Source organism: Haloarcula rubra (assembly GCF_019599465.1).
Taxonomy (GTDB): domain Archaea; phylum Halobacteriota; class Halobacteria; order Halobacteriales; family Haloarculaceae; genus Haloarcula; species Haloarcula rubra.
This window is the reverse complement of sequence record NZ_RKLR01000004.1, coordinates 29,498-48,647: the sequence shown is the minus strand read 5'-3', so window position 1 is coordinate 48,647 and position 19,150 is coordinate 29,498. Positions and strand designations below refer to the sequence as shown.

Annotated in this window: 20 protein-coding genes; 10 read left to right on the top strand and 10 right to left on the bottom strand. The window is 67.7% G+C overall.

All coding sequences use genetic code 11. From position 1 onward, the window contains the following. Nucleotides 1-69: 69 nt before the first annotated feature. From EGH21_RS11945 to EGH21_RS11930, 4 genes are read right to left on the bottom strand one after another with little or no spacing between them, the layout of a single operon-like run. On the bottom strand, nt 70-582 hold the full coding sequence (locus tag EGH21_RS11945) for a gamma carbonic anhydrase family protein (RefSeq protein ID WP_220618707.1): 513 nt from the start codon (nt 580-582) through the stop codon (nt 70-72). Between the two features lie 47 nt (nt 583-629). Further along, a complete protein-coding gene (locus tag EGH21_RS11940; RefSeq protein ID WP_220618706.1) occupies nt 630-1,187 on the bottom strand; it encodes a DUF7504 family protein in 558 nt (185 codons plus the stop codon). After that, a complete protein-coding gene (locus EGH21_RS11935; RefSeq protein ID WP_268899063.1) occupies nt 1,188-2,741 on the bottom strand; it encodes a DUF7125 family protein in 1,554 nt (517 codons plus the stop codon). Between the two features lie 53 nt (nt 2,742-2,794). Continuing rightward, a complete protein-coding gene (locus EGH21_RS11930; protein WP_220618704.1) occupies nt 2,795-3,226 on the bottom strand; it encodes a universal stress protein in 432 nt (143 codons plus the stop codon). A gap of 185 nt (nt 3,227-3,411) precedes the next feature. Between EGH21_RS11930 and EGH21_RS11925 the strand changes: the two genes are divergently transcribed. The 4 genes from EGH21_RS11925 to EGH21_RS11910 all read left to right on the top strand — a co-directional run bounded on the left by EGH21_RS11925 (nt 3,412) and on the right by EGH21_RS11910 (nt 9,041). Continuing rightward, nucleotides 3,412-3,978: an HTH domain-containing protein gene (locus EGH21_RS11925; protein ID WP_220618703.1), complete on the top strand. Its 567-nt coding sequence runs from the start codon at nt 3,412-3,414 to the stop codon at nt 3,976-3,978. Nucleotides 3,979-4,032: 54 nt separating this feature from the next. After that, complete coding sequence (gene thrS, locus EGH21_RS11920; protein WP_220618702.1) at nt 4,033-5,961, top strand: threonine--tRNA ligase; 1,929 nt, start codon at nt 4,033-4,035, stop codon at nt 5,959-5,961. Between the two features lie 72 nt (nt 5,962-6,033). Beyond that, entirely contained in the window at nt 6,034-7,077 is a 1,044-nt protein-coding gene (locus EGH21_RS11915; protein ID WP_220618701.1) for a DUF7972 family membrane protein, read from the top strand. 53 nt (nt 7,078-7,130) lie between these two features. Continuing rightward, nucleotides 7,131-9,041, top strand: coding sequence for an SLC13 family permease (locus EGH21_RS11910; protein ID WP_220618700.1), 1,911 nt, complete (start codon nt 7,131-7,133; stop codon nt 9,039-9,041). A 19-nt stretch (nt 9,042-9,060) separates the two neighbouring features. On the opposite strand, the gene EGH21_RS11905 is transcribed toward EGH21_RS11910, so the two are convergent. Both EGH21_RS11905 and EGH21_RS11900 read right to left on the bottom strand, forming a co-directional pair. Next, the gene (locus tag EGH21_RS11905) at nt 9,061-9,933 is read right to left on the bottom strand and encodes a PspA/IM30 family protein (protein WP_220618699.1); all 873 of its coding nucleotides are present in this window, start codon (nt 9,931-9,933) and stop codon (nt 9,061-9,063) included. 38 nt (nt 9,934-9,971) lie between these two features. Continuing rightward, nucleotides 9,972-10,271: a hypothetical protein gene (locus tag EGH21_RS11900; protein WP_220618698.1), complete on the bottom strand. Its 300-nt coding sequence runs from the start codon at nt 10,269-10,271 to the stop codon at nt 9,972-9,974. A gap of 86 nt (nt 10,272-10,357) precedes the next feature. Here EGH21_RS11900 and EGH21_RS11895 point away from each other — a divergent pair, with 86 nt between their 5' ends. After that, a complete protein-coding gene (locus tag EGH21_RS11895) occupies nt 10,358-10,948 on the top strand; it encodes a dienelactone hydrolase family protein (protein WP_220618697.1) in 591 nt (196 codons plus the stop codon). Here EGH21_RS11895 and EGH21_RS11890 read toward each other — a convergent pair. Further along, entirely contained in the window at nt 10,932-12,191 is a 1,260-nt protein-coding gene (locus tag EGH21_RS11890) for an outer membrane protein assembly factor BamB family protein (protein ID WP_220618696.1), read from the bottom strand. The two genes, EGH21_RS11895 and EGH21_RS11890, sit on opposite strands and share 17 nt — an antisense overlap. Before the next feature lie 99 nt (nt 12,192-12,290). Here EGH21_RS11890 and EGH21_RS11885 point away from each other — a divergent pair, with 99 nt between their 5' ends. From EGH21_RS11885 to EGH21_RS11865, 5 genes are all read left to right on the top strand, one after another. Then, complete coding sequence (locus tag EGH21_RS11885; protein ID WP_220618695.1) at nt 12,291-13,664, top strand: hypothetical protein; 1,374 nt, start codon at nt 12,291-12,293, stop codon at nt 13,662-13,664. Between the two features lie 63 nt (nt 13,665-13,727). After that, nucleotides 13,728-13,910, top strand: a complete 183-nt coding sequence (locus tag EGH21_RS11880; protein WP_220618694.1) for a hypothetical protein — start codon at nt 13,728-13,730, stop codon at nt 13,908-13,910. 114 nt (nt 13,911-14,024) lie between these two features. After that, nucleotides 14,025-15,686, top strand: a complete 1,662-nt coding sequence (locus EGH21_RS11875; RefSeq protein ID WP_220618693.1) for a CTP synthase — start codon at nt 14,025-14,027, stop codon at nt 15,684-15,686. Continuing rightward, nucleotides 15,686-16,603 (top strand): glutamine-hydrolyzing GMP synthase, encoded by a 918-nt coding sequence (guaA, locus tag EGH21_RS11870; protein ID WP_220618692.1) that lies wholly within the window; start codon nt 15,686-15,688, stop codon nt 16,601-16,603. Before EGH21_RS11875 ends, guaA begins: the two co-directional genes overlap by 1 nt. Continuing rightward, complete coding sequence (locus EGH21_RS11865; protein ID WP_220618691.1) at nt 16,600-16,911, top strand: DUF7126 family protein; 312 nt, start codon at nt 16,600-16,602, stop codon at nt 16,909-16,911. The genes guaA and EGH21_RS11865 overlap by 4 nt, the downstream gene beginning before the upstream one ends. Before the next feature lie 2 nt (nt 16,912-16,913). On the opposite strand, the gene EGH21_RS11860 is transcribed toward EGH21_RS11865, so the two are convergent. From EGH21_RS11860 to EGH21_RS11850, 3 genes are all read right to left on the bottom strand, one after another. Further along, nucleotides 16,914-17,588 carry an MBL fold metallo-hydrolase gene (locus EGH21_RS11860; RefSeq protein WP_220618690.1) on the bottom strand — a complete coding sequence of 225 codons (675 nt, stop codon included), beginning with the start codon at nt 17,586-17,588 and terminating at the stop codon, nt 16,914-16,916. A gap of 57 nt (nt 17,589-17,645) precedes the next feature. Beyond that, nucleotides 17,646-18,053 carry a hypothetical protein gene (locus tag EGH21_RS11855; RefSeq protein WP_220618689.1) on the bottom strand — a complete coding sequence of 136 codons (408 nt, stop codon included), beginning with the start codon at nt 18,051-18,053 and terminating at the stop codon, nt 17,646-17,648. Nucleotides 18,054-18,153: 100 nt separating this feature from the next. Continuing rightward, entirely contained in the window at nt 18,154-18,978 is an 825-nt protein-coding gene (locus tag EGH21_RS11850) for an aldo/keto reductase (RefSeq protein WP_220618688.1), read from the bottom strand. Nucleotides 18,979-19,150: the final 172 nt, after the last annotated feature.

The following is a 19,150-nucleotide window of genomic DNA, read 5'->3' as shown; positions in this document are numbered from 1 at the left end:
CGGCTCCCGCCGGTCGGCGTTCCGTTCCGAGGGCCGACTCCCTCACTATCGTTCGGTCGTCGCCCCTCGCTACTCGAACAAGTCCTCGTGGCGCGCCGCGAGATTCGCGTAGTCGCCCGAGGAGAACGCCTCGAACACCTCGTCGGGGTCGATGGTCGTCTCGGAGAGGGGCGTGACCTGCGCCGGACTCCCGCGGACGAACGACTCGGCGGGTACCTCGTAGCCCGGGGGGACGACGGTACCCATGGCGACGATGGAGCGCTTGCCGATGACGGCGTCGCTCACCGTCGAGTTGAACCCGACCAGCGCGCCGTCTCTGACTTCGGCGTCGTTGAGGACGGCCCCGTGGCCGACCATCACCTTCTCGCCGACCGTCGAGGCGTGGAGGATGGCGCCGTCGCCGATGGCCGACTCGCGGCCCACTTCGACCGGAGCGACGTCGCCCCGGAGGACACATCCCGGCCAGACGTTGGCGTTCGGACCGACGGTCACGTCTCCGACCACCGTCGCTTCGCGACTGACGTGTGCGTACCCGTGGATGTCCGGCGTCGCTCCCTCGAACTCGTACTCGCGGCTGTCCATACTCTGTACAGCGTGTGGGTTATCCGAAAAGATACCGGTCAGACAGGTCAGGTGTGGTCGACGGCGTCGTCGAACAGGGGTTTCAGGCGACTGATGGTCTGGTCGTCGTGTGCCGCCGGGTCGACGTGGAAGTGTCCGACGGCGTCGACTTCGCGTAACTGCCCGGCGAGCATGTGGAGGAACTTGAACGCCGACTGGACGTCGACGAACTGGAGCAGTTCGGTCAGGGAGTCGAAACAGGCGACCAGTTGGATCCCCTCCTCGTGGTCGGTGAGGTAGTTGTTCAGGCGCATCCCGAGGCCGGTCGGGTCGTTCGGGTTGGCCGTGGTGACGAAGACGCTGTCGGGCACGTCGTGGTCCTCCTCGCGGAGGCCCGCCTGGTCGCCGACGACGACGATGCCCATCCGCGCCGGCAACTCACCGTGGTGGTCGCGCCAGTCCGCGACCAGTTCGGCCGGCGAGGCGGAGTACGTGACCCGCAACACGTCGAGTTGCTCCGGCGGGGCCGGTGCCAGCAGGTCCAGACACGTCTCGTGCTTGCTCGCACTCAACGACGGCGCGGAGACGAGGACGTTCGTCCCCGGTCGGGCACCCGTCTGCTCCATCTACTGTCCACCCCCGTCGCCGTCGAGCGTCGCTACTGTCGACCCCGCACCCGGCGGCTGCTGGACGCGCATGTACGGTTCCGTCTCGACGTACTCGACGAGTCGCGTCGACCCCATGTAGCCGGTGGGCGACTTCTGGAGTTCGATGTACTGGAGGCCGTTGTCGGTCATCCACGTCTTCAGCGTCTGCCACGACCCGTTCTCGTAGAAGGCGGCGAGTTCGTCGTCCAGCGTCGCGGGGTTGAACAGGTACATCGTCGTGTCGCCCTCGCGATAGAGGTTCTCCTCCTCCCAGAAGCGAATCTGCCGGAGTTCGTCGTCGTCCAGCACCGGCAGTTGGGCCTCGACGTTGAGGACGGTGAACATCGACTGGTCGCCCCGCCTGTCGTCGATTGTGCGGAACACCGACGCGGGGTTGTCCGTGTCGTGTTCCTGCGGTTTGAACACGTTGCGTTTGGTGTTCTCCCAGATGTTGGCGAAGTCGATGAGGAACAACTGGTCGTTCGCCAGCAGGTCCTCCATGTCGCCGACTCGCTCGTCGATGATGCTGCGCAACCGCTTGGGCGGGAGTTCCACCGGCGGGACGATGGTGATAGCGCTCCCGTCGTCGCGGGCCTGCGCGAGCAGGTTCGTCAGGATGGAGTGGGGGCTCGCCCGACCGTCGTGTTCCAACAGGAGCGTCCCGCCCCGGACGATGCCGCCCCCCATGAGGTGGTCCAGCCCCGGGATGCCGGTCGACATGTGGTCACCGGGGACGAACTCGCCGGGGTGGGTCCTGAGACGCGGCGCGACGCGCAACCCCTCGTGGGTGAACGACACCTCGTGGACGCGCGTGTCGTGGTCGACGCCGCGCATCTTCACAACCTCGAGGAAGCGGTGGTAGTCGCCGCCGACGTTCTCCCGCCAGAGACGGAGGACTCCGTGAGTGTTGAACTGGACGGCGTCGCTCGCGGCCACCGTCTTCACGTCGTCCTGCATCAGCCCCGGTTGGGATTCCTCGGCGGTGAACAGCGCCGTCGCGTCGAACTCGTCGTTGAGCAACCGGATGAAGTCGAGCAGCGTCCGCCGGAACACGTCCTGATTCTCGCCGATGGCCGAGAGCCCCGAGACGGAGTCGAGGACGACCCGGTCGGTGGGCGCGAACTGTTCGAGGTAGCGCGTGATGTACTTCGCCTCGAACGGGGCGGAGTAGTCCCCGCCGAGCATCTGGCCCCCTTCGAGCGTCTCGAGGGTCAGTTCGCGTTCGTCACCGTTCTCGACGGTCTGGCCCGGCGTCGCGTGGACGGACGTGACCGTGAGGTGGTCGTCGTCGACGTCGAACGCGAAGTCGGCGAACGCGTCGGACAGTTCCGCGAAGGTCTGTTCCGTGCTGATGTACAGGCACTCCTCGCCACGGTCCAACCCCTCCTGCAAGAACTGCATGGCGAGCGTCGACTTGCCCGTCCCCGGACCGCCGGTGACCAGCACTGTGCGCCCCTCGGGGAGGCCGCCGTCGAGTATTCGGTCTAGCGTCTCGCTACCGGTGGGTACCGACATCGTAGTCTCTGCCTCCAGTTGGAAAGCACGTGGTAAATGTGTAGTGCCAAACTATCAGGACTGAAACTGGCTCACTCGATGTGGACGACGAGGACGGGCACGGGCGAGCTCTCGACGACGCGTTCGGTGACGCTCCCGAGGTTCGCCACCCGGTCGCGGCCGGTCCGGCCGTGGGTCCCCATCACCACGAGGTCGACGTCCTCGTCGGCGGCGTACTGCGTGATGACCTTGTGCGGGATGCCTTCCTCCATCCGCGTCACGGTCTCGAGCGCCGCCTCCTCGCCGCCGACCGCGATGTCGTCGAGCGCTACCTCCCCCTCCTCGCGGAGCGACTCTCGGACGTCCTCTTGCGTGTCCTTGTCGGCCGCGAGATAGAGGCGTCTGTCGACGACGTAGAGGCCGTGCAACACCGCGTCGTTGTCGCGGGCTATCGAGACGGCGTGGGCGAGCGTCTCGGTCGTCCCCGGACTGCCGTCGGTCGCGACGAGTACCTTGTCGTACATCGGCACGTCGGCACTGGGTCCCGACGGTACATAGTACTCCCTGTTGGCACACCACACGACACGTCGGGCGGCGCCCGGCACCGCCACGCGATGGGTGGGCTTACCAGTGTTCAGCTGAGCGGCCGTTCGGCCATTACTTGTCAACTAGTGTACTTTTCATGGAGGGGGACATGTGTGGGACCACCATGCAAGGGAGTGACCTACCGGCTGGCCGGTCCGTCGAACTGTACGTGCGGTCGCTGGCGCCGGACGGCTACCACCAGTCACAGACGTCGATACTCGACCGGACGGCGGCGCTGGTCGAGTCCGGGACGCTTACCGACCGTCACGTCCACGTCTGGGGGCGACAGGTCCCGGTGGCGGGCGAAGCGACACGGACGGCCGTCGGGGAGTACGTCCTCGACCGGGTCGGCGCCTTCCGGGAGTGGGCGGCGGCCAACGGCTGTTCACTGTCGCCGGCGTTCGAACTCCGGGAGGTAGAGGACACCATCGCCGGCGAGCAGTTCCGCGCCATCCGGCTCCCGACGGCCGTGCTCGTCGAGTACGTCGACGACGCGCTGGTCTGTGTTACGCCACACACCGAGGGGAGCGCGGTCAGAACGGTCTCCGACCGCCTCACCGCCCTCGAGACTGGCGACCAGACGCAGTTCGAGCCCCTCGACGAGGCGACGGTGGAGGCCCCGCCGACGCGGGCCGACCGTGGGCTGTCGGCACACACCGACGACGAGGAAGGACTCCTGACGACCGAGTGAGTCGCCGTCCGCGTCTCAATACACTTATCCCCGGCGGCTATCCTATCCACGGGTATGAGTACGGTCACGGTCACGCTGCCGGACGGGTCCACGCTCGAGATGGACGCCGGCAGTACGGTCGAAGACGTCGCCTACGAAATCGGACCGGGACTCGGTGACGACACCGTCGCGGGCGTCGTGGACGGCGAGCTGGTCGACAAGCACACCCCCATCGAGGAGGACGTCGAACTGGTCATCGTCACACCGAGCAGCGACGAGTACGTGGACGTGTTGCGCCACTCGGCCGCCCACGTGTTCGCGCAGGCACTCCAGCGCGAGTTCCCGGAGGCGACACTGACCATCGGACCGTGGACCGACGACGGGTTCTACTACGACATCACCGGCGTCGACTTAGACGAAGACGACCTCGAGGACATCGAGGCCGAGGCCGAGGCCATCGTCGAGGAGGACTACGACATCGAACGCGAACTCGTCGACCGCGAGGAGGCCTTCGAGCGCTACGAGGACAACCCGTTCAAACAGGACATCTTGGAGACGGAGGCCGCCGACGAGGACCCCGTTTCCTTCTACACGCAGGGCGAGTTCTACGACCTCTGTCAGGGCCCCCACGTCGAGTCGACCGGCGAAATCGGCGGGTTCGCCCTGCTGGAGATATCGGCGGCGTTCTGGCGCGGCGACGAGGACAACGAGACGCTCACCCGCGTCTACGGCACCGCCTTCCCCACGCAGGACGAACTCGACGAGTATCTCGAACGCCGACGGAAGGCCCAGGAGCGGGACCACCGCAAAATCGGCCAAGAGATGGACCTGTTCTCCATCGACGACACCACCGGCCCGGGCCTGCCGCTGTACGAACCCAACGGCAAGAAGATTCTCAACGAACTCTCCGACTACGTCGCCCAACTCAACCGCGACGCGGGCTACGACGAGATAGAGACGCCCCACGTCTTCCGCACGGAACTGTGGAAGAAGTCCGGCCACTACGACAACTACGTCGACGACATGTTCCTCCTCGACGTGAACGACGAGGAGTACGGCCTCAAGCCGATGAACTGTCCGGGCCACGCGACCATCTTCGACCAGAAGTCGTGGTCCTACCGTGACCTCCCCGTTCGCTACTTCGAGGACGGGAAGGTCTATCGCAAGGAACAGCGCGGCGAACTGTCGGGGCTCTCCCGGACGTGGGCCTTCACCATCGACGACGGCCACCTGTTCGTCCGCCCCGACCAGATAGAACAGGAGGTGCTAGCGACGGTGGACATCATCCTCGACACGCTGGACACGTTCAACCTCGACTACACCGTCCAGTTCGCCACCCGCCCCGAGAAGTCCGTCGGCGGCGACGAGATATGGGAGAAGGCCGAGAACCAACTCGCCTCGGTCCTCGACGAACAGGACATCGACTACGTCGTCGAGGAGGGCGACGGCGCGTTCTACGGCCCGAAGATAGACTTCGCCTTCGAGGACGCACTGGGCCGGAACTGGGACGGCCCCACCGTGCAACTGGACTTCAACATGCCCGAGCGGTTCGACCTGACCTACACGGGCGAGGACAACGAGGACCACCGCCCGGTGATGATTCACCGAGCGCTGTACGGAAGCTACGAGCGGTTCTTCATGGTGCTGACCGAGCACTACAACGGGAAGTTCCCGCCGTGGCTCGCGCCCGAACAGGTTCGCATCCTCCCGGTTTCGGACGACAACATCCCGTACTGCGAGGAGTTGCAGGACGAACTGGGCGAGTTCCGCGTCGAAATCGAGGACCGCTCGTGGACGGTCGGCCGCAAGATTCAGCAGGCCCACGACGACCGAGTCCCCTACATGCTCATCATCGGCGACGACGAGGAGGACGCCGGCGACATCTCCGTGCGCGACCGCAAGGAACGCGAGGAGAAGGAGGTCGACCTCGCCGAGTTCCGCGACCACCTCGAGACCGAAGTCGAACAGCAGCGAACCGCCGTGACGTTCCTCGCCGGTCGGTAACGGACCGCCGGTGGCTGTGACTGTCTCACAGCAAGGCGGTCCCTTTTACTTCTGGCGGGCGACGGCTTCGGCATGACAGACGCCGACCGGGACCAGCCCAGCGACACGATGCGAGAGCGGGCTGACGAGAGTACGTGGTTCCTCTGGGTGTTGCTCGACGCCGACCGGCGGTTCGTCGCCGCCATCTTCTCGGCGGGCCTGTTCGTGACGCTCGTGGTCGTCGGCGTCCTCCACCCCACTCCGGGCCAGAAACTGCTGACCCGCGGGGACCCAATCGAGACGCTGTATCAGGCGCTCATCACCGGCACCATCACCGGCGTCACGCTGGTGCTGACGCTGAGCCAACTCGTCCTCTCACAGGAACTCGGCGCCGTGGGCGACCAGCGCGACCGGATGGCGGGCGCGATGGAGTTCCGGTCGGACGTGGCCGACGCCGTCGGCACGGCGGTCAGCCCCGCCGAACCGTCGGCGTTCCTCCGGTCGCTCGTCCGCGCGACGAAAGAGCACGCACAGGAAGTCGAAGACGCCGTCGAGGCCGACGACCTCGACCAGAACCTGTCGGACCTGCTCTCGACGTATCTCGACTCCATCGTCGGCAACGCGGAGACGGTCACCGAGCAACTCGAAGGCGCGAACTTCGGCGAGTTCGACGTCGTCAAGGCCGCGCTGAACTACAACTACTCCTGGAAACTGTACGCCGGCCGGCGCATCCGCGAACAGTACGGCGACGAACTCTCGGACGACGCGCTCGACCGACTCGGCACCCTCGTCGACACCCTCGAACTGTTCGGGCCGGCCCGCGAGCACTTCAAGACGCTGTACTTCCAGTGGGAACTGTCGAACCTCTCGCGGGCGCTGCTGTACGTCGCTATCCCGGCGCTGGCCGTCGCCATCTCGGCACAGGTGTACTTCGACCCGCGCGACTTCGCGAACCTCACGTTCGGTGTCGCCGACTCGCTGTGGATACTGGCAATAACGACCACCGTCTCGCTGCTCCCGTTCACGCTGTTGCTCGCGTACATCCTCCGCATCGTCACCATCACCAAGCGGACGCTCTCTATCGGGCCGTTCATGCTCCGGGAGACGGACCGGTCCGTGGACGTCAACTGGGACTGAGCGACGCCTCGCGTCACACGAATTTATCACACACCCGAACGTTCTGGCGGGACATGGCCGCGCTCTCGACGGGTGCGCTCGTGGTGTTCGCACTCGTCGCCGTCGCCCTGACGCTGTTCGTCACGGAGTGGCTACCGCCGGACATGACGGCGGTGGCCGTCCTCGTCTCGCTGGCCGTCCTCGAACCGTACACCGGCGTCCCCGCTCGCGAGGCCATCGCGGGCTTCGCCAGTCCCGCCGTCGTCACCATCGTCGTGATGTACATCCTCAGCGCGGGCGTCGAGCAGGCCGGCGTGGTCGATTGGCTGGGCGCCAGACTGGCGGCGCTCACCGGCGGCGACGAGCGCCGGTTGCTCGCGGCCATCGTCGGCACCACGGGCGTCAGTGCCGGGTTCGTCAACAACACCCCTATCGTCGCCGTCTTCATCCCGCTCGTCACCGGTCTCTCCGAGCGCTACGGCATCTCGCCGTCGAAACTCCTCCTGCCGCTCTCGTTCGCGGCGATGCTCGGCGGGACGCTCACCCTCGTCGGCACCACGACGAACCTGCTGGCCAGCGACATCTCGCGAGAGCTCCTGAACGAGCCGTTCTCGATGTTCACGCTCACGCCCGTCGGCGTCGTCGTCCTGCTGGTCGGCGTCGGCTACCTGCTCACCGTCGGCCGGGCGCTCGTCCCCGAGCGGATACATCCGTTCGCGGACTTCACCGAGGAGTTCGACATGGACCGCCACCTCGCGCAGGTGACGGTCCGCGAGTCGTCGCCGCTGGTCGGCCTGACCGTCGCCGAGGCGCTCGACGACGACGGCGTGGTCGACCCCGACTGGCCCGACACCGAGAGGGTCGTCGCCGACGGCGAGCCAGCCGTCCCCGCGCCGATAGACGTCGACGTCCTCCAGATAGACCGAGACGGGGAGTCGTTCTTCGCGACGGCGACCGACCGACCGCTGGAACCGGGCGACGTGCTGACGGTCCGCGGCAGCACGCAGGCTGTCAACCAGTTCGGCGAGCGCTACGGACTCCGACAGCTCCACCGCGAGTCGGTGACCGAGGAACTGCTGGCCGAGAGCGGGCACCCCGGCGTCCTCGCCGAGGCCGTCGTCCACGGCGACTCCCGTCTCCTGGGCCGCACGCTGGGGGACGTGGGTCTCCGCTCGCGGTTCGACGTGACGGTGCTAGCGATTCGCCGGGGCGACACGGTCGTCCGGGAGGGGTTCGCCGACGTCGAACTCGCCGCCGGAGACACGCTCTTGCTCCAGACGCCGGTCGACGAGATAGCGCATCTGGGCGAGGAGGGGTACCTCGTCATCACCGAGGGCCCGGCCGAACTGTTCGACGCGGTTCACGACGAGGCAGAGGGGCCGCCACCGACGCTCGGTCGGCGGGCGCTGGTGCCGCTGGGCGTCCTCGTCGCCGTCATCGCACTCGCGGCGGCGGGGGTGGTCCAGATATACATCGCCGCGCTGGGCGGCGTCGTCGCGATGGTCGCGACGGGGGCACTCTCCGCCTCGCGGGCCTACGATGCCGTGAGCTGGAACGTCGTCTTCCTGCTCGCCGGCCTCCTCCCGCTCGGGGCGGCAATGCAGGCGACCGGCGGCGCGGCGTTCGTCGGCAGCCTGCTCGCGGCGGTGGCCGGCGTCGTCCCGCCGCTGGTCCTGCTCGGTCTGTTCTACCTCCTGACGGCGGTGCTCGCCAGCGTCATCACGCCCGTCGCCACCGTCGTGCTGATGGCACCGATAGCCGTCGCCACGGCGCGTGACGTCGGCGTCGACGGGACGCCGTTCCTGCTCGTCGTCACCTTCGCCGTCGCCACCGCCTTCCTCACCCCCATCGGGTACCAGACGAACCTGATGGTGTACGGCCCCGGCGGCTACCGCTTCAGCGACTACGCCCGCGTCGGCGCGCCGTTGCAGGCGCTGCTCTGTGTGGTCACGACCTTGGCTGTCGCCGTCGTCTGGCCGCTGTAAGCGGCAGAAAACCCACGCCTCAGGACTGTTCGTCGTCTTTCAGCTCTTCGAGCTCGGACTCCACTTCGCTCTCGTCGACGTCGGGCGTCTCCACGTCCGCAGTGGTGTCCTCGGCCAGTTCCTGTTCGAGGTCCGTCTCGGCGTCGCTCGGTTCGGCGTCCGCGCCCTCGCTCTCCGCCGGTGCTTCGTCTTCGGTCTTGCCCATCTCCCGTTTCAGCGTGTCGAGTTCGGCGTCGACGGCGCCCTCCTGTTGTACCTCTTCGAGTTCCTGTTCCAGCGAACTCTTGTCCGAGAGTTGGTCCTCTAACACGCCGTCCTCGCGGAGTTCGTCCATCGCCTGTGCGCGGGCCTCCATGTCCTCGGTGCGCTCCTCGGCGCGCTCGATGGCGCGGTTGACGTCCTGCATCTCCTCGCCGGCCCCGGTCATGGCCTCGTTGACCCGTTTGGAGGCTTTCGCGGCCTCGTGACGGGCCTTCATCGTCTCCTTCTTGGTGCGGAACTGCTCTATCTGGCGCTGGAGTTCGTCCTTCTGCTCGACGAGTTGGTCCTGCTGGGACTCCAGATGGGAGATCTGGGAGTCCAGTTCCTCTATCTGGCTCATCTTCTGTTTCTTCTTCTCCAGCGCCTGCCGCGCGAGGTCCTCGCGGTCCTGCTTGACGGCCTGTCGGGCCTGGTCGTTGTGTTTCTCGACGTTCTCCTCCAGTCGGCGCTTCTGAATCTCCAGTCGCTTCTTCTGGGTCGTCAGGTCCGCGATGCCCTGTTTGACGTCCTGCAACTCGTTTCGCATCTGCTCGTAGCTGTAGTCGAGGGTCTCGGATGGGTCTTCAGAGCGGTTGAGCACCGCGTTCACCTTCGACCGGATGACGTACGAGGCGCGCGAGAGGATTCCCATGGCTCAAAGTTCGGTGCTGTCGACTTAAATTTCTTCCACTACTCAGGGCCCTGAGACGACCGTCCGGCGTCGCCGACCAGCAGGAACCACGTCCGCTCGACGGTCTCCCACTTCGCGTCGACGGCCAGCGGCAGGGCGAGCAAGAACACGACCAGCAGGACCGAGAAGACGTCCCCGGGCAGACCGAAAGATGGCACGACGCTCCCGACGAACGCGCCGGTGTGTGACCCGGCGATGATGAACAGCAGTTGGCGCACGCTGCGGCGACGGCGGTCGGACTCGCTCACGGTGGACCGGGGGGCGTAGTCCTCCGGATAGGCGCTGTCGTCGTCTGACATAGTCGTGCGTTTGGCCGGCCTCGGGACGTGATTGTCGACATCGCTCCGGCGACAGATACAGGGTCGCAGGTGCCGACGCTGTCGGTATGAGCGAACGAGTACACGTCCCCGGCGGCCGCGAGGTGGTGGCGACCCTCGACTCGGCGGCGGCCGACCGCGTCGTCGTCGCCTGCCCGCCACACCCACAGTACGGCGGTAGCCGGTCGGACCAGCGGCTTCGGGCGGTGAGCGACGCGCTCGGTCCCGACGTGGCCTGTCTGCGGTTCGACTACGGACCGTGGGACGAGGGGCGCGGTGAGCGGGTCGACGCCGAGAACGCGCTGGCGTGGGCGACCGACCGCTACGAGGCCGTCGGCCTGTTCGGCTACAGTTTCGGGGCCGGCGTCGCAGTTCGAGCGGCCGCCGAAGGAGGCGAGGCCGCTCCCGGCGCACTGTCCGTGCTCGCGCCGCCGGCGACGAGCGGCGGAGCGTCCGCGGCCGACGCCCTCGACGCCGTCGACTGCCCGGTACAGGTCGTCTACGGCGAGCGAGACGACACCGTCGACTGGCGGCCGGTCGTCGAGCGCGCACGGGAGCGCGACCACGACGTCGAGTCCGTCGCCGCGGACCACCACTTCGTCGGGCAGGCCGACAAGGTGGCCGACGTGGTGGCGACGTTCCTCAGCGCCCACCTGTAGGGAGTGGCTGGGCCGCGAGCGCGCTCCCGCCGGAGGTGGTCCAGTCCAGCGCGACGACCCGGCCGTCGCCGTACCGGAGCAGCACCTCCGCGCCGTCGTCGCCGTCGAGGTCGGCCGGCGTCGCGAACGTCCAGATAGGGACCGAGCGCTCGTACGCGGCGCGTTCCTCGCCGGTCCGGCCGTCGAGAACCGCGACCGTCCCCCCGTTCGTCACCGCGACGACGTCCTGCGTGCCGTCGCCGTCCACGTCACCCAGTACCGGCGCGTACGCCGTCTGTCGCTCGCCGCCGCCCAGCGACGTTCGCCACTCCGTCTCGCCGGCGTCGACGCCGACGGCCAGCACCGTGTTGACCGGGACGCCGGCGTACACCTCGGCGTGGCCGTCGCCGTCGGCGTCGCCCACGTCGTGGATGCGGGGCGTCCCGCCGACGTTCGTCCGCCACCGTCGCTCGCCGGTGGCCCCGTCGAGCGCGGTCAACCGACCCGTACTGCCCGCCAGCACCGTCCCGTCCGGACCGACGGCGAGCGTCGTCGCGTCGACGTCGGCCCGCCACCGCTCGGTGCCGTCACCCTCGTAGACGACGACGCCGCCGTCGCCGCCGACAACCACCTCCTGTGTGCCGTCACCGTCTACGTCCGCCAGTCGTGGGCGCGCCCACACGGTCATGTTCGTGTCCCGGCGCCACGCGACGGTTCCGTCGCCGTGGGCGACGACGAGCGTTCCGGCGATGTCGCTGGTGACTACTTCCGGGCCAGCGTCGCCGGTGACGTTGCCGACCGAGGGCTGGCCGTATCCGTACGTCGAGAGTGGGACCCGCCACTCCTCGGTCCCGGTAGCCGCGTCGAGGACGACGACGGCGTTCTCCGTCGTGCCGACGGCGGCCTCCAGTCCGCCGTCGCCGTCCACGTCCGCGACGGCCGGTTGGGTGAGTGCGTGGGTGAAACACGCCTCGGCCGGGACGCTCCACCGCCAGCGCGTCGCTCCGTCGCTCGGTCGGAGGCGGACGAGCGAACAGGAGTCCGGGCCGATGGGCTCGGCGTTCGGGACGGCCGCGACGGGCGCGACGAGGACGTCGCCGCGCGGGCCGACGCCGACGGCGTGGTGGTTCACCTCGTTCTGGCGGGCCGTGTCGCTCACCCACGTCTGCGTGAGTGCCCCGCCCTCGGCCGTCACGCCGACGGCGAGGACGGCGGCCAGCGCACCACAGACCAGTAGCGCGACGAGCGCCGTCCGGGGTCGCATTGTCGACACTCCACGTTCGGCGAGCATAAGGTCGGCTATCGTGTGCGCCGGGCAGACGAGAGCGGTACGTACTTGCCTGCCGGCCGGGCAGTCTCGGGTATGGACCGTCGCCGCCGTCGGGCGCTCGCGCTCGCCGTCACGACGCTCGCGGCCCTCGGGTTCGTCGGCGTCGCGAGCGCCCACGGCAGCGTCGGCGGCGGCGTCGAGGCACCGATTCCGCTGTGGCTCCTGTACGCCGGCGCGGGCGGTACCGTCGCCGTCACTGCGGGGTGGCTGGCAGTCGGCGAGCGAGACGTCGGCGGCGACCACGGGACGCCGTCGCTCGCGCTGCCGTACTGGGCCGCACAGACGCTCGCCAACGTCGGGCGGGCCGTCGGCCTGTTCGCGCTGGTCGCCGTCCTCGCGAGCGGCGTCTTCGGCCAGCAAATCGCGTCGGAGAACGTCGCGACGGTGCTGTTCTGGCCGGTGTGGCTGAAAGGGCTCGCCCTCCTCGCCGTCGTCGCCGGGAGTCCGTGGCGCGTCGTCTCGCCGTGGGGCACGCTCTACGCGGGCCTCGCGTGGCTCGAGGGGGACCCGCCGGCACTGCTTGGCGAGTACCCCGAACCGCTCGGCGACTGGCCCGCAGTCGTCGGGTTCGCACTCCTCGTCGGCGTCGTCGAGAACCTCACGACGCTCCCGCGGTCCCCGCGTCTCACGGCCGCGCTGGTCGCCGCCTACGCCCTCGTGATGGTCGTCGGAGCGCTCGCGTTCGGGCCGACGTGGCTCCGCCGGACCGACCCGCTGGCGGTGCTGTACCGACTGCTGGGGCGAATCGCACCGGTTCACCTCGACCGGACCGACGGCGGGTATCGGGTGACGCTCCGAGCGCCGTGGCGGGCCTGCACCCGCACCGTCACCGACGCCTCGACGGTGGCGTTCGTCGTCCTCGCCCTCTACACGGTCAGTTTCGACGGGCTGGCGGAGACGGCGACGTTCCGAGCGCTACTGGCCGCCATGCCCGGCGTGCTCGGGCCGACTCCCGCCGCCGTCGTACTGTATCTCGCCGGGTTCGGGGCGTTTCTCGGGAGCTACTGGGCTGCCGTCTCGCTCGTCGACGCCGCCGCGGGCGAGTCGCAGTCGGTCGGCCGGACAGCGACGGCCTTCGCCGCCTCGCTGCTCCCCATCGCCGGGGCCTACGAGGTGGCCCACACCTACCCGTTCGTCTTCCGGAACATCGGGACGCTCCTCGACCTGACGACCGGAGGGGTGGTCGCGCCCGACCCCGTCGCGGGCCTCTCGCTCGCGGCGTTCTGGGGGTCACAAGTGGCGCTCGTCGTCGGGGGTCACCTCGTCGCCGTCGTCGCCGCTCACACCGTCGCTGTCGCGCGGTACGGCCGCGCCGGCGGGCGACGGGCCCACCTCCCGCTGGTCGTCGTCATGGTGGGATACACCGTGGTCTCGCTGTGGATTATCTCACAGCCGGTCGCGAACTGAACCGTCGACTCGGCCGGTGAGTTCGGGCGTACGTTTACAATACATCACGAACGATTGTGAAGTATGGCCACAGCAGGGTCGCGGCCCGTCCACCGACGGGTCAGCCACGGAGCCGTCTCGCTCGTCGCCGGCTTCCTCGCCGGACTGGCGCTGTTCCTCGCCGTGGGTGCCGCCACGGACGACGCCGTCTTCTCGGCGCTGTCGCTCGCGCTGGTCGTCGCCGTGAGTCGGGCGCTGGTCCGGTGAGACATCTCCGTCGAGACCGCGGCGACGACACAAACGTCCAGTTTCTGACTGACAGGGCGTGACGAACGAGGGGTGTCCCGAAACCGTTTTGACGACACACTGTCCACGGTCGGTATGCCGACCGAACCCGAAACGGACTACGACCCGGAACTGGGTCGGAAGTTCATCTTCGTCACCGGTGGCGTGATGTCTGGTCTGGGGAAAGGCATCACCGCCGCCAGCACGGGCAGGCTCCTCAAGAACGCCGGGTTCGACGTTACAGCGGTCAAAATCGACCCGTATCTGAACGTCGACGCCGGTACCATGAACCCCTTCCAGCACGGCGAGGTGTACGTGCTCAAAGACGGGGGCGAGGTCGACTTAGACCTCGGCAACTACGAGCGCTTCCTCGACATCGACATGACGTTCGACCACAACGTCACGACGGGGAAGACCTACCAGCACGTCATCGAGAAGGAGCGCGCGGGCGACTACCTCGGTCGCACCGTCCAGATCATCCCGCACATCACCGACGACATCAAGCGGCGCATCCGCGAGGCCGCCGAGGGCAACGACGTCTGTATCATCGAAGTCGGCGGCACCGTCGGCGACATCGAGGGGATGCCCTATCTGGAGGCCCTGCGCCAGTTCGCCCACGAGGAGGACGAGGACGACATCCTCTTCACCCACGTCACGCTCGTCCCCTACTCGAAGAACGGCGAGCAGAAGACCAAACCCACGCAACACTCCGTGAAGGAACTCCGCAGTATCGGCCTCCAGCCGGACATCCTGGTCGGCCGCTGTTCGGACAAACTCGACATCGACACGCGCGAGAAGATAGCGCTGTTCTGTGACGTCCCCACCGAGGCCGTCTTCTCGAACCCGGACGTCGACGACATCTACCACGTCCCCCTGATGGTCGAGGAGGAGGGCCTCGACGAGTACGTGATGGAACAGCTAGACATCGCCGACGAGGCCCTGCCGGAAGACGAGCGCGAGAACCGCTGGCGCGAACTCGTCACCCAGCAGACCGACGGCGAGGTCGACGTCGCGCTCGTGGGCAAGTACGACCTCGAAGACGCCTACATGTCGGTCCACGAGGCGCTGAAACACGCCGGACTGGAGAAGAACGTCGACGTGAACGTCGAGTGGGTCAACTCCGAGAAGATGCCTAACCACCACGAGGACCGGATGCGCGAGGCCGACGCCATCGTCGTCCCCGGTGGCTTCGGCACGCGCGGCACACAGGGCAAGATAGACGCCATCCGGTACGCCCGCGAGAACGATATCCCCTACCTCGGCCTCTGTCTGGGCTTCCAGCTAGCGGTCATCGAGTACGCCCGGAACGTCCTCGGACTGGAGGGCGCCCACTCCGCCGAACTCGACGAGGACACGCCCCACCCGGTCATCGACATCCTGCCCGAGCAGTACGAGATAGAGGACATGGGCGGGACGATGCGACTCGGCGCTCACGAGACGGACATCGACGCCGGGACGCTCGCCGCCGCGCTGTACGGCGGTACGTCCTGCACCGAGCGACACCGCCACCGCTACGAGGTCAACCCCGAGTACTTCGACCAGCTCGAAGACGCCGGGCTGAAGTTCTCCGGGCGCTCCGGGAACCGTATGGAGATACTCGAACTCGCGCCCGAGGACCACCCGTACTTCATCGGGACGCAGTTCCACCCCGAGTTCCGCTCGCGACCCACGAGGGCGAGTCCGCCCTTCGTCGGCCTGCTGGAGGCCGTGCTGGGCGACGACCCTCACGCCCTCGAGTCCGAGGAGGTGAGCCACTGATGGTGGACGTCGAGGAGTTCATCGCGGAGGCCAAAGCCGAGATCGCCGAGGCGGTCGGCGACGAGAACGCCGTCATCGGATTGTCGGGCGGCGTCGACTCCTCCACCGCCGCGGCGCTGGCCTACGAGGCCATCGGCGATCAGTTGACTGCGGTGTACGTCGACACCGGTCTGATGCGGAAAGGCGAGACCGAGGAGATTCGCGAGACGTTCGACTACATGGACTCGCTCCGAATCGTCGAGGCCCAGGACCGCTTCCTGGAGGAACTCGAAGGCGAGACGGACCCCGAGGAGAAGCGCCACATCATCGGCGAGCAGTTCATCCGGGAGTTCGAGGAAGTCGCCCGCGACGTCGACGCCGACTACCTCGTGCAGGGGACCATCTACCCCGACCGCATCGAGAGCGAGGGGACCATCAAATCCCACCACAACGTCGGCGGTCTCCCCGAGCGCATCGACTTCGAGGGCATCGTCGAACCGATGCGTGACCTCTACAAGGACGAGGTCCGGGAAGTCGCCCGCGCGCTGGACTTAGAGGAGATAATCTCCGAGCGGATGCCGTTCCCCGGCCCCGGACTGGCCGTCCGCATCATCGGCGAGGTCACCGAGGAGAAACTCGAAGTCGCCCGCGAGGCAAACCACGTCGTCGAGGAGGAGTTGGCGGAGTACGAACCGTGGCAGGCGCTCGCGGCCGTCATCGGGAAGGCCACCGGCGTCAAGGGAGACAACCGCGTCCACGGCTGGGTCGTCGCAGTGCGGTCCGTCGAGTCCCGCGACGGCATGACCGCCCGCGCACAGGAACTCGACTGGGACACGCTCCAGCGGATGCAGTCCCGCATCACCGGTGCCCACGAGAACGTCGCCCGGGTCGTCTACGACGTCACGCACAAACCGCCCGCGACCATCGAGTACGAATGAAGGTCGTGCTCGTCGGGTCCGACCCGGACGGCCTCACCGACGCACTCGAAGCCGAGGGCCACACCGTCACCGTCGCCGACGTCGGCAACCGCCCCGGCCTCGAAGAGGCGGGCGTCCACGACGCCGACGTCTACCTCCTCACCGAGATGGCACAGGCAACCTCCATCGCCGTCGCGAAGGACCTCGTCCCCAAGATTCGCGTCGTCGTCTACGCCGAGGGGTCCCTACCCGACTTCGCCAGCAGACAGACCGACCTCGTCGTCGACCCGAACCTGCTGAGTCCCGAGGCCGTCGCCGAGGAGTTGTAGCGTCACACCGTCGCCGCCAACTCGGCGACGCGCCCGCTCCCGCCCCTCGCGAACGGGACGCCGTGGCCCATCGCGGCCGCCTCGAACGGCGGCACGCGGTCCATGAACTCGCGGAGACTCCGGGTGACCGCACCCGTGTCGTAGCTGATGAGCCACGGCGACGCCGAGAGGGTCCCCCGGTTCTCGCGGACGAGGTCACCGAGGAACGCCACCGAGAGCGCGTCGCTGACGTAACAGACGTGACCCGGCGTGTGACCGGGCGTGTGGTGGACGGTGAAACTCCCGACCGTGTCGCCGTCGTCCAGTGGCTCGACGGGGTTCGACGGGGTGGCGACGAGACGGCGAGTCAGTCGCTGGAGCGCCCCCTTGTGGTTCGTGAGCGGCGGTTTGTCGCTCCCGGTCACGTAGGGTTCGTCGGCCGCCCCGACGTAGATAGTCAGGTCGACGCCGTCGAACGCCGACAGGCCGCCGACGTGATCGAGGTCGTAGTGGGTCACCAGAATCCGGTCCAGGTCGCGCAACTCGAAGCCGGCCTCTCGGACGCCGGCGACGAGCGAGTTGCCGTGCCACGGCATCCCGGCGTCGACCAGCGTCAGCGTCCCGTCGTCGTCGACGAGGTACGCGTTGACTCCCGAGAGGTCGTACCACCAGACGTCGTCCGTGAGCGGCGTCACCATGTCCGGCCGTACGGGTGCCGGCGTCAAAACCCTTCTCGGCGCTAGACGAGCGCTCGCTCACTCGTCCATGGCGTAGGCCAGTCGGTGCGGCACCAGCGTCAGCGTGCGGACGATGGCCGCGAGCGCGACGAAGATGCCGACGAGGACGTGGGCGATACCGCCGAGTTTCAGCCAGAGCAACAGCGACGGGAACGTATGAATGGTCGCGAGTTGCGCGTTCAACAGGGACGCACCGGCGCGGTCCGGACCACCGCCGGCGACGCTGTGTGCCGTCTGCGTGGCGAAGAACTGGTCGACGAGTGGGTGGAACTGGGTGAACTCGAGGAACAGCGCGGTCCCGACGAGCAGATACCCCACGCCCGCGAAGACGGCGCCGACCACGAGCATCTTCTGTATCGACCCCATCGTCGAGAGAATGGTCTCCGGGCTGTACGTCTCCATCGTAGGTGGCGTTTCGGTTGCCATCACGTCCAGAGAGACGGTAGGTTACTATCTAAAACTGGGTTACTAATGCATACTACCGCCCCTGTCGCGAAAACGTTATGTATGTGAAACTATGACACGCTCAGAACGGCAACTGCGACCGGAGGTAGTGGTACCCGGTCTTGGCCTTCGAGGGCGACCGGACGCGCTCCATCTCGGCGTCGGTCAACTCGAAGTCGAAGATAGCGAGGTTCGCTTCGAGGTGGTCGCGGCTGGACGCCTTCGGGATGGCGGCGACGCCGTCCTGCTGGACGAGCCACCGGAGCGCGACCTGTGCCGGCGACTTGCCGTAGCGGTTCCCTATCTGGACGAGCGCCGGGTCCTCCAAGACGCCGCCGCGAGCCAGCGGACTGTACGCCGTCAGGAGGACGTCGTGGATGCGGCAGTAGTCGAGCAGTTCGCGCTGGTCCCAGTAGGGGTGGTACTGCACCTGATCGGTGAGAATCGGGGCCTCGGAGAGTTCTCGGGCCTCGTCGAGGAGGGACCGCGAGAAGTTGCTGACGCCGACGTGTTCGACGAGGCCGTCGTCGACGAGGTCGTTCATCGCGCCGACGGTCTCCGACAGCGAGGCCATCCACGGCGTGTTGGGCCAGTGGATGAGCAGGAGGTCGATGTAGTCGGTGGCCAGCCGGTTACAGCTCTCGCGGGCGGACTGACGGACCCGTCGAGCGCTGCGGTTGCGGCCGTCGAGTTTCGTCACGAGGAACACGTCCTCGCGGTCGACGTCGGCGGCGTCGATTCCCATACCGACCTGCCGTTCGTTGCCGTATGCCTGTGCGGTGTCGACGTGTCGGTAGCCCATCTCCAGCGCCGTCCGGACCGTCTCGCGGCAGTCCGGGCCGGTCAGTTGCCACGTGCCGAGGCCGAGTGCGGGGACGGACTCGCCCTGCACCTGAATCGTCTCCATGGTGGGGAGTTGGTGGGCCAGCGGCAAAACGACGGTGCCAGCGGGGACCGGGCAGACCCGGAACCGGGCGTCCGTGGCGGTGACAGCCGAGCCGTCACGACGGGCGGGCAGTCGGGTGGGGCGTGCCGAGAGCGGGACACAGACTGGTGGCGGACCGTCGAACAGCCGAGAC

Bases quoted from the DNA above. Each gene is read 5' to 3' on its own strand.
- guaA (WP_220618692.1), top strand. From the start codon at position 15,686: ATGGTGGACGTCGAGGAGTTCATCGCGGAGGCCAAAGCCGAGATCGCC.
- EGH21_RS11930 (WP_220618704.1), bottom strand. From the start codon at position 3,226: ATGTACGACAAGGTACTCGTCGCGACCGACGGCAGTCCGGGGACGACC.
- EGH21_RS11850 (WP_220618688.1), bottom strand. From the start codon at position 18,978: ATGGAGACGATTCAGGTGCAGGGCGAGTCCGTCCCCGCACTCGGCCTC.
- EGH21_RS11895 (WP_220618697.1), top strand. From the start codon at position 10,358: ATGAGCGAACGAGTACACGTCCCCGGCGGCCGCGAGGTGGTGGCGACC.
- EGH21_RS11865 (WP_220618691.1), top strand. From the start codon at position 16,600: ATGAAGGTCGTGCTCGTCGGGTCCGACCCGGACGGCCTCACCGACGCA.
- thrS (WP_220618702.1), top strand. From the start codon at position 4,033: ATGAGTACGGTCACGGTCACGCTGCCGGACGGGTCCACGCTCGAGATG.
- EGH21_RS11915 (WP_220618701.1), top strand. From the start codon at position 6,034: ATGACAGACGCCGACCGGGACCAGCCCAGCGACACGATGCGAGAGCGG.
- EGH21_RS11860 (WP_220618690.1), bottom strand. From the start codon at position 17,588: ATGGTGACGCCGCTCACGGACGACGTCTGGTGGTACGACCTCTCGGGA.
- EGH21_RS11940 (WP_220618706.1), bottom strand. From the start codon at position 1,187: ATGGAGCAGACGGGTGCCCGACCGGGGACGAACGTCCTCGTCTCCGCG.
- EGH21_RS11880 (WP_220618694.1), top strand. From the start codon at position 13,728: ATGGCCACAGCAGGGTCGCGGCCCGTCCACCGACGGGTCAGCCACGGA.
- EGH21_RS11875 (WP_220618693.1), top strand. From the start codon at position 14,025: ATGCCGACCGAACCCGAAACGGACTACGACCCGGAACTGGGTCGGAAG.
- EGH21_RS11945 (WP_220618707.1), bottom strand. From the start codon at position 582: ATGGACAGCCGCGAGTACGAGTTCGAGGGAGCGACGCCGGACATCCAC.
- EGH21_RS11890 (WP_220618696.1), bottom strand. From the start codon at position 12,191: ATGCGACCCCGGACGGCGCTCGTCGCGCTACTGGTCTGTGGTGCGCTG.
- EGH21_RS11885 (WP_220618695.1), top strand. From the start codon at position 12,291: ATGGACCGTCGCCGCCGTCGGGCGCTCGCGCTCGCCGTCACGACGCTC.
- EGH21_RS11925 (WP_220618703.1), top strand. From the start codon at position 3,412: ATGCAAGGGAGTGACCTACCGGCTGGCCGGTCCGTCGAACTGTACGTG.
- EGH21_RS11910 (WP_220618700.1), top strand. From the start codon at position 7,131: ATGGCCGCGCTCTCGACGGGTGCGCTCGTGGTGTTCGCACTCGTCGCC.
- EGH21_RS11900 (WP_220618698.1), bottom strand. From the start codon at position 10,271: ATGTCAGACGACGACAGCGCCTATCCGGAGGACTACGCCCCCCGGTCC.
- EGH21_RS11855 (WP_220618689.1), bottom strand. From the start codon at position 18,053: ATGGCAACCGAAACGCCACCTACGATGGAGACGTACAGCCCGGAGACC.
- EGH21_RS11905 (WP_220618699.1), bottom strand. From the start codon at position 9,933: ATGGGAATCCTCTCGCGCGCCTCGTACGTCATCCGGTCGAAGGTGAAC.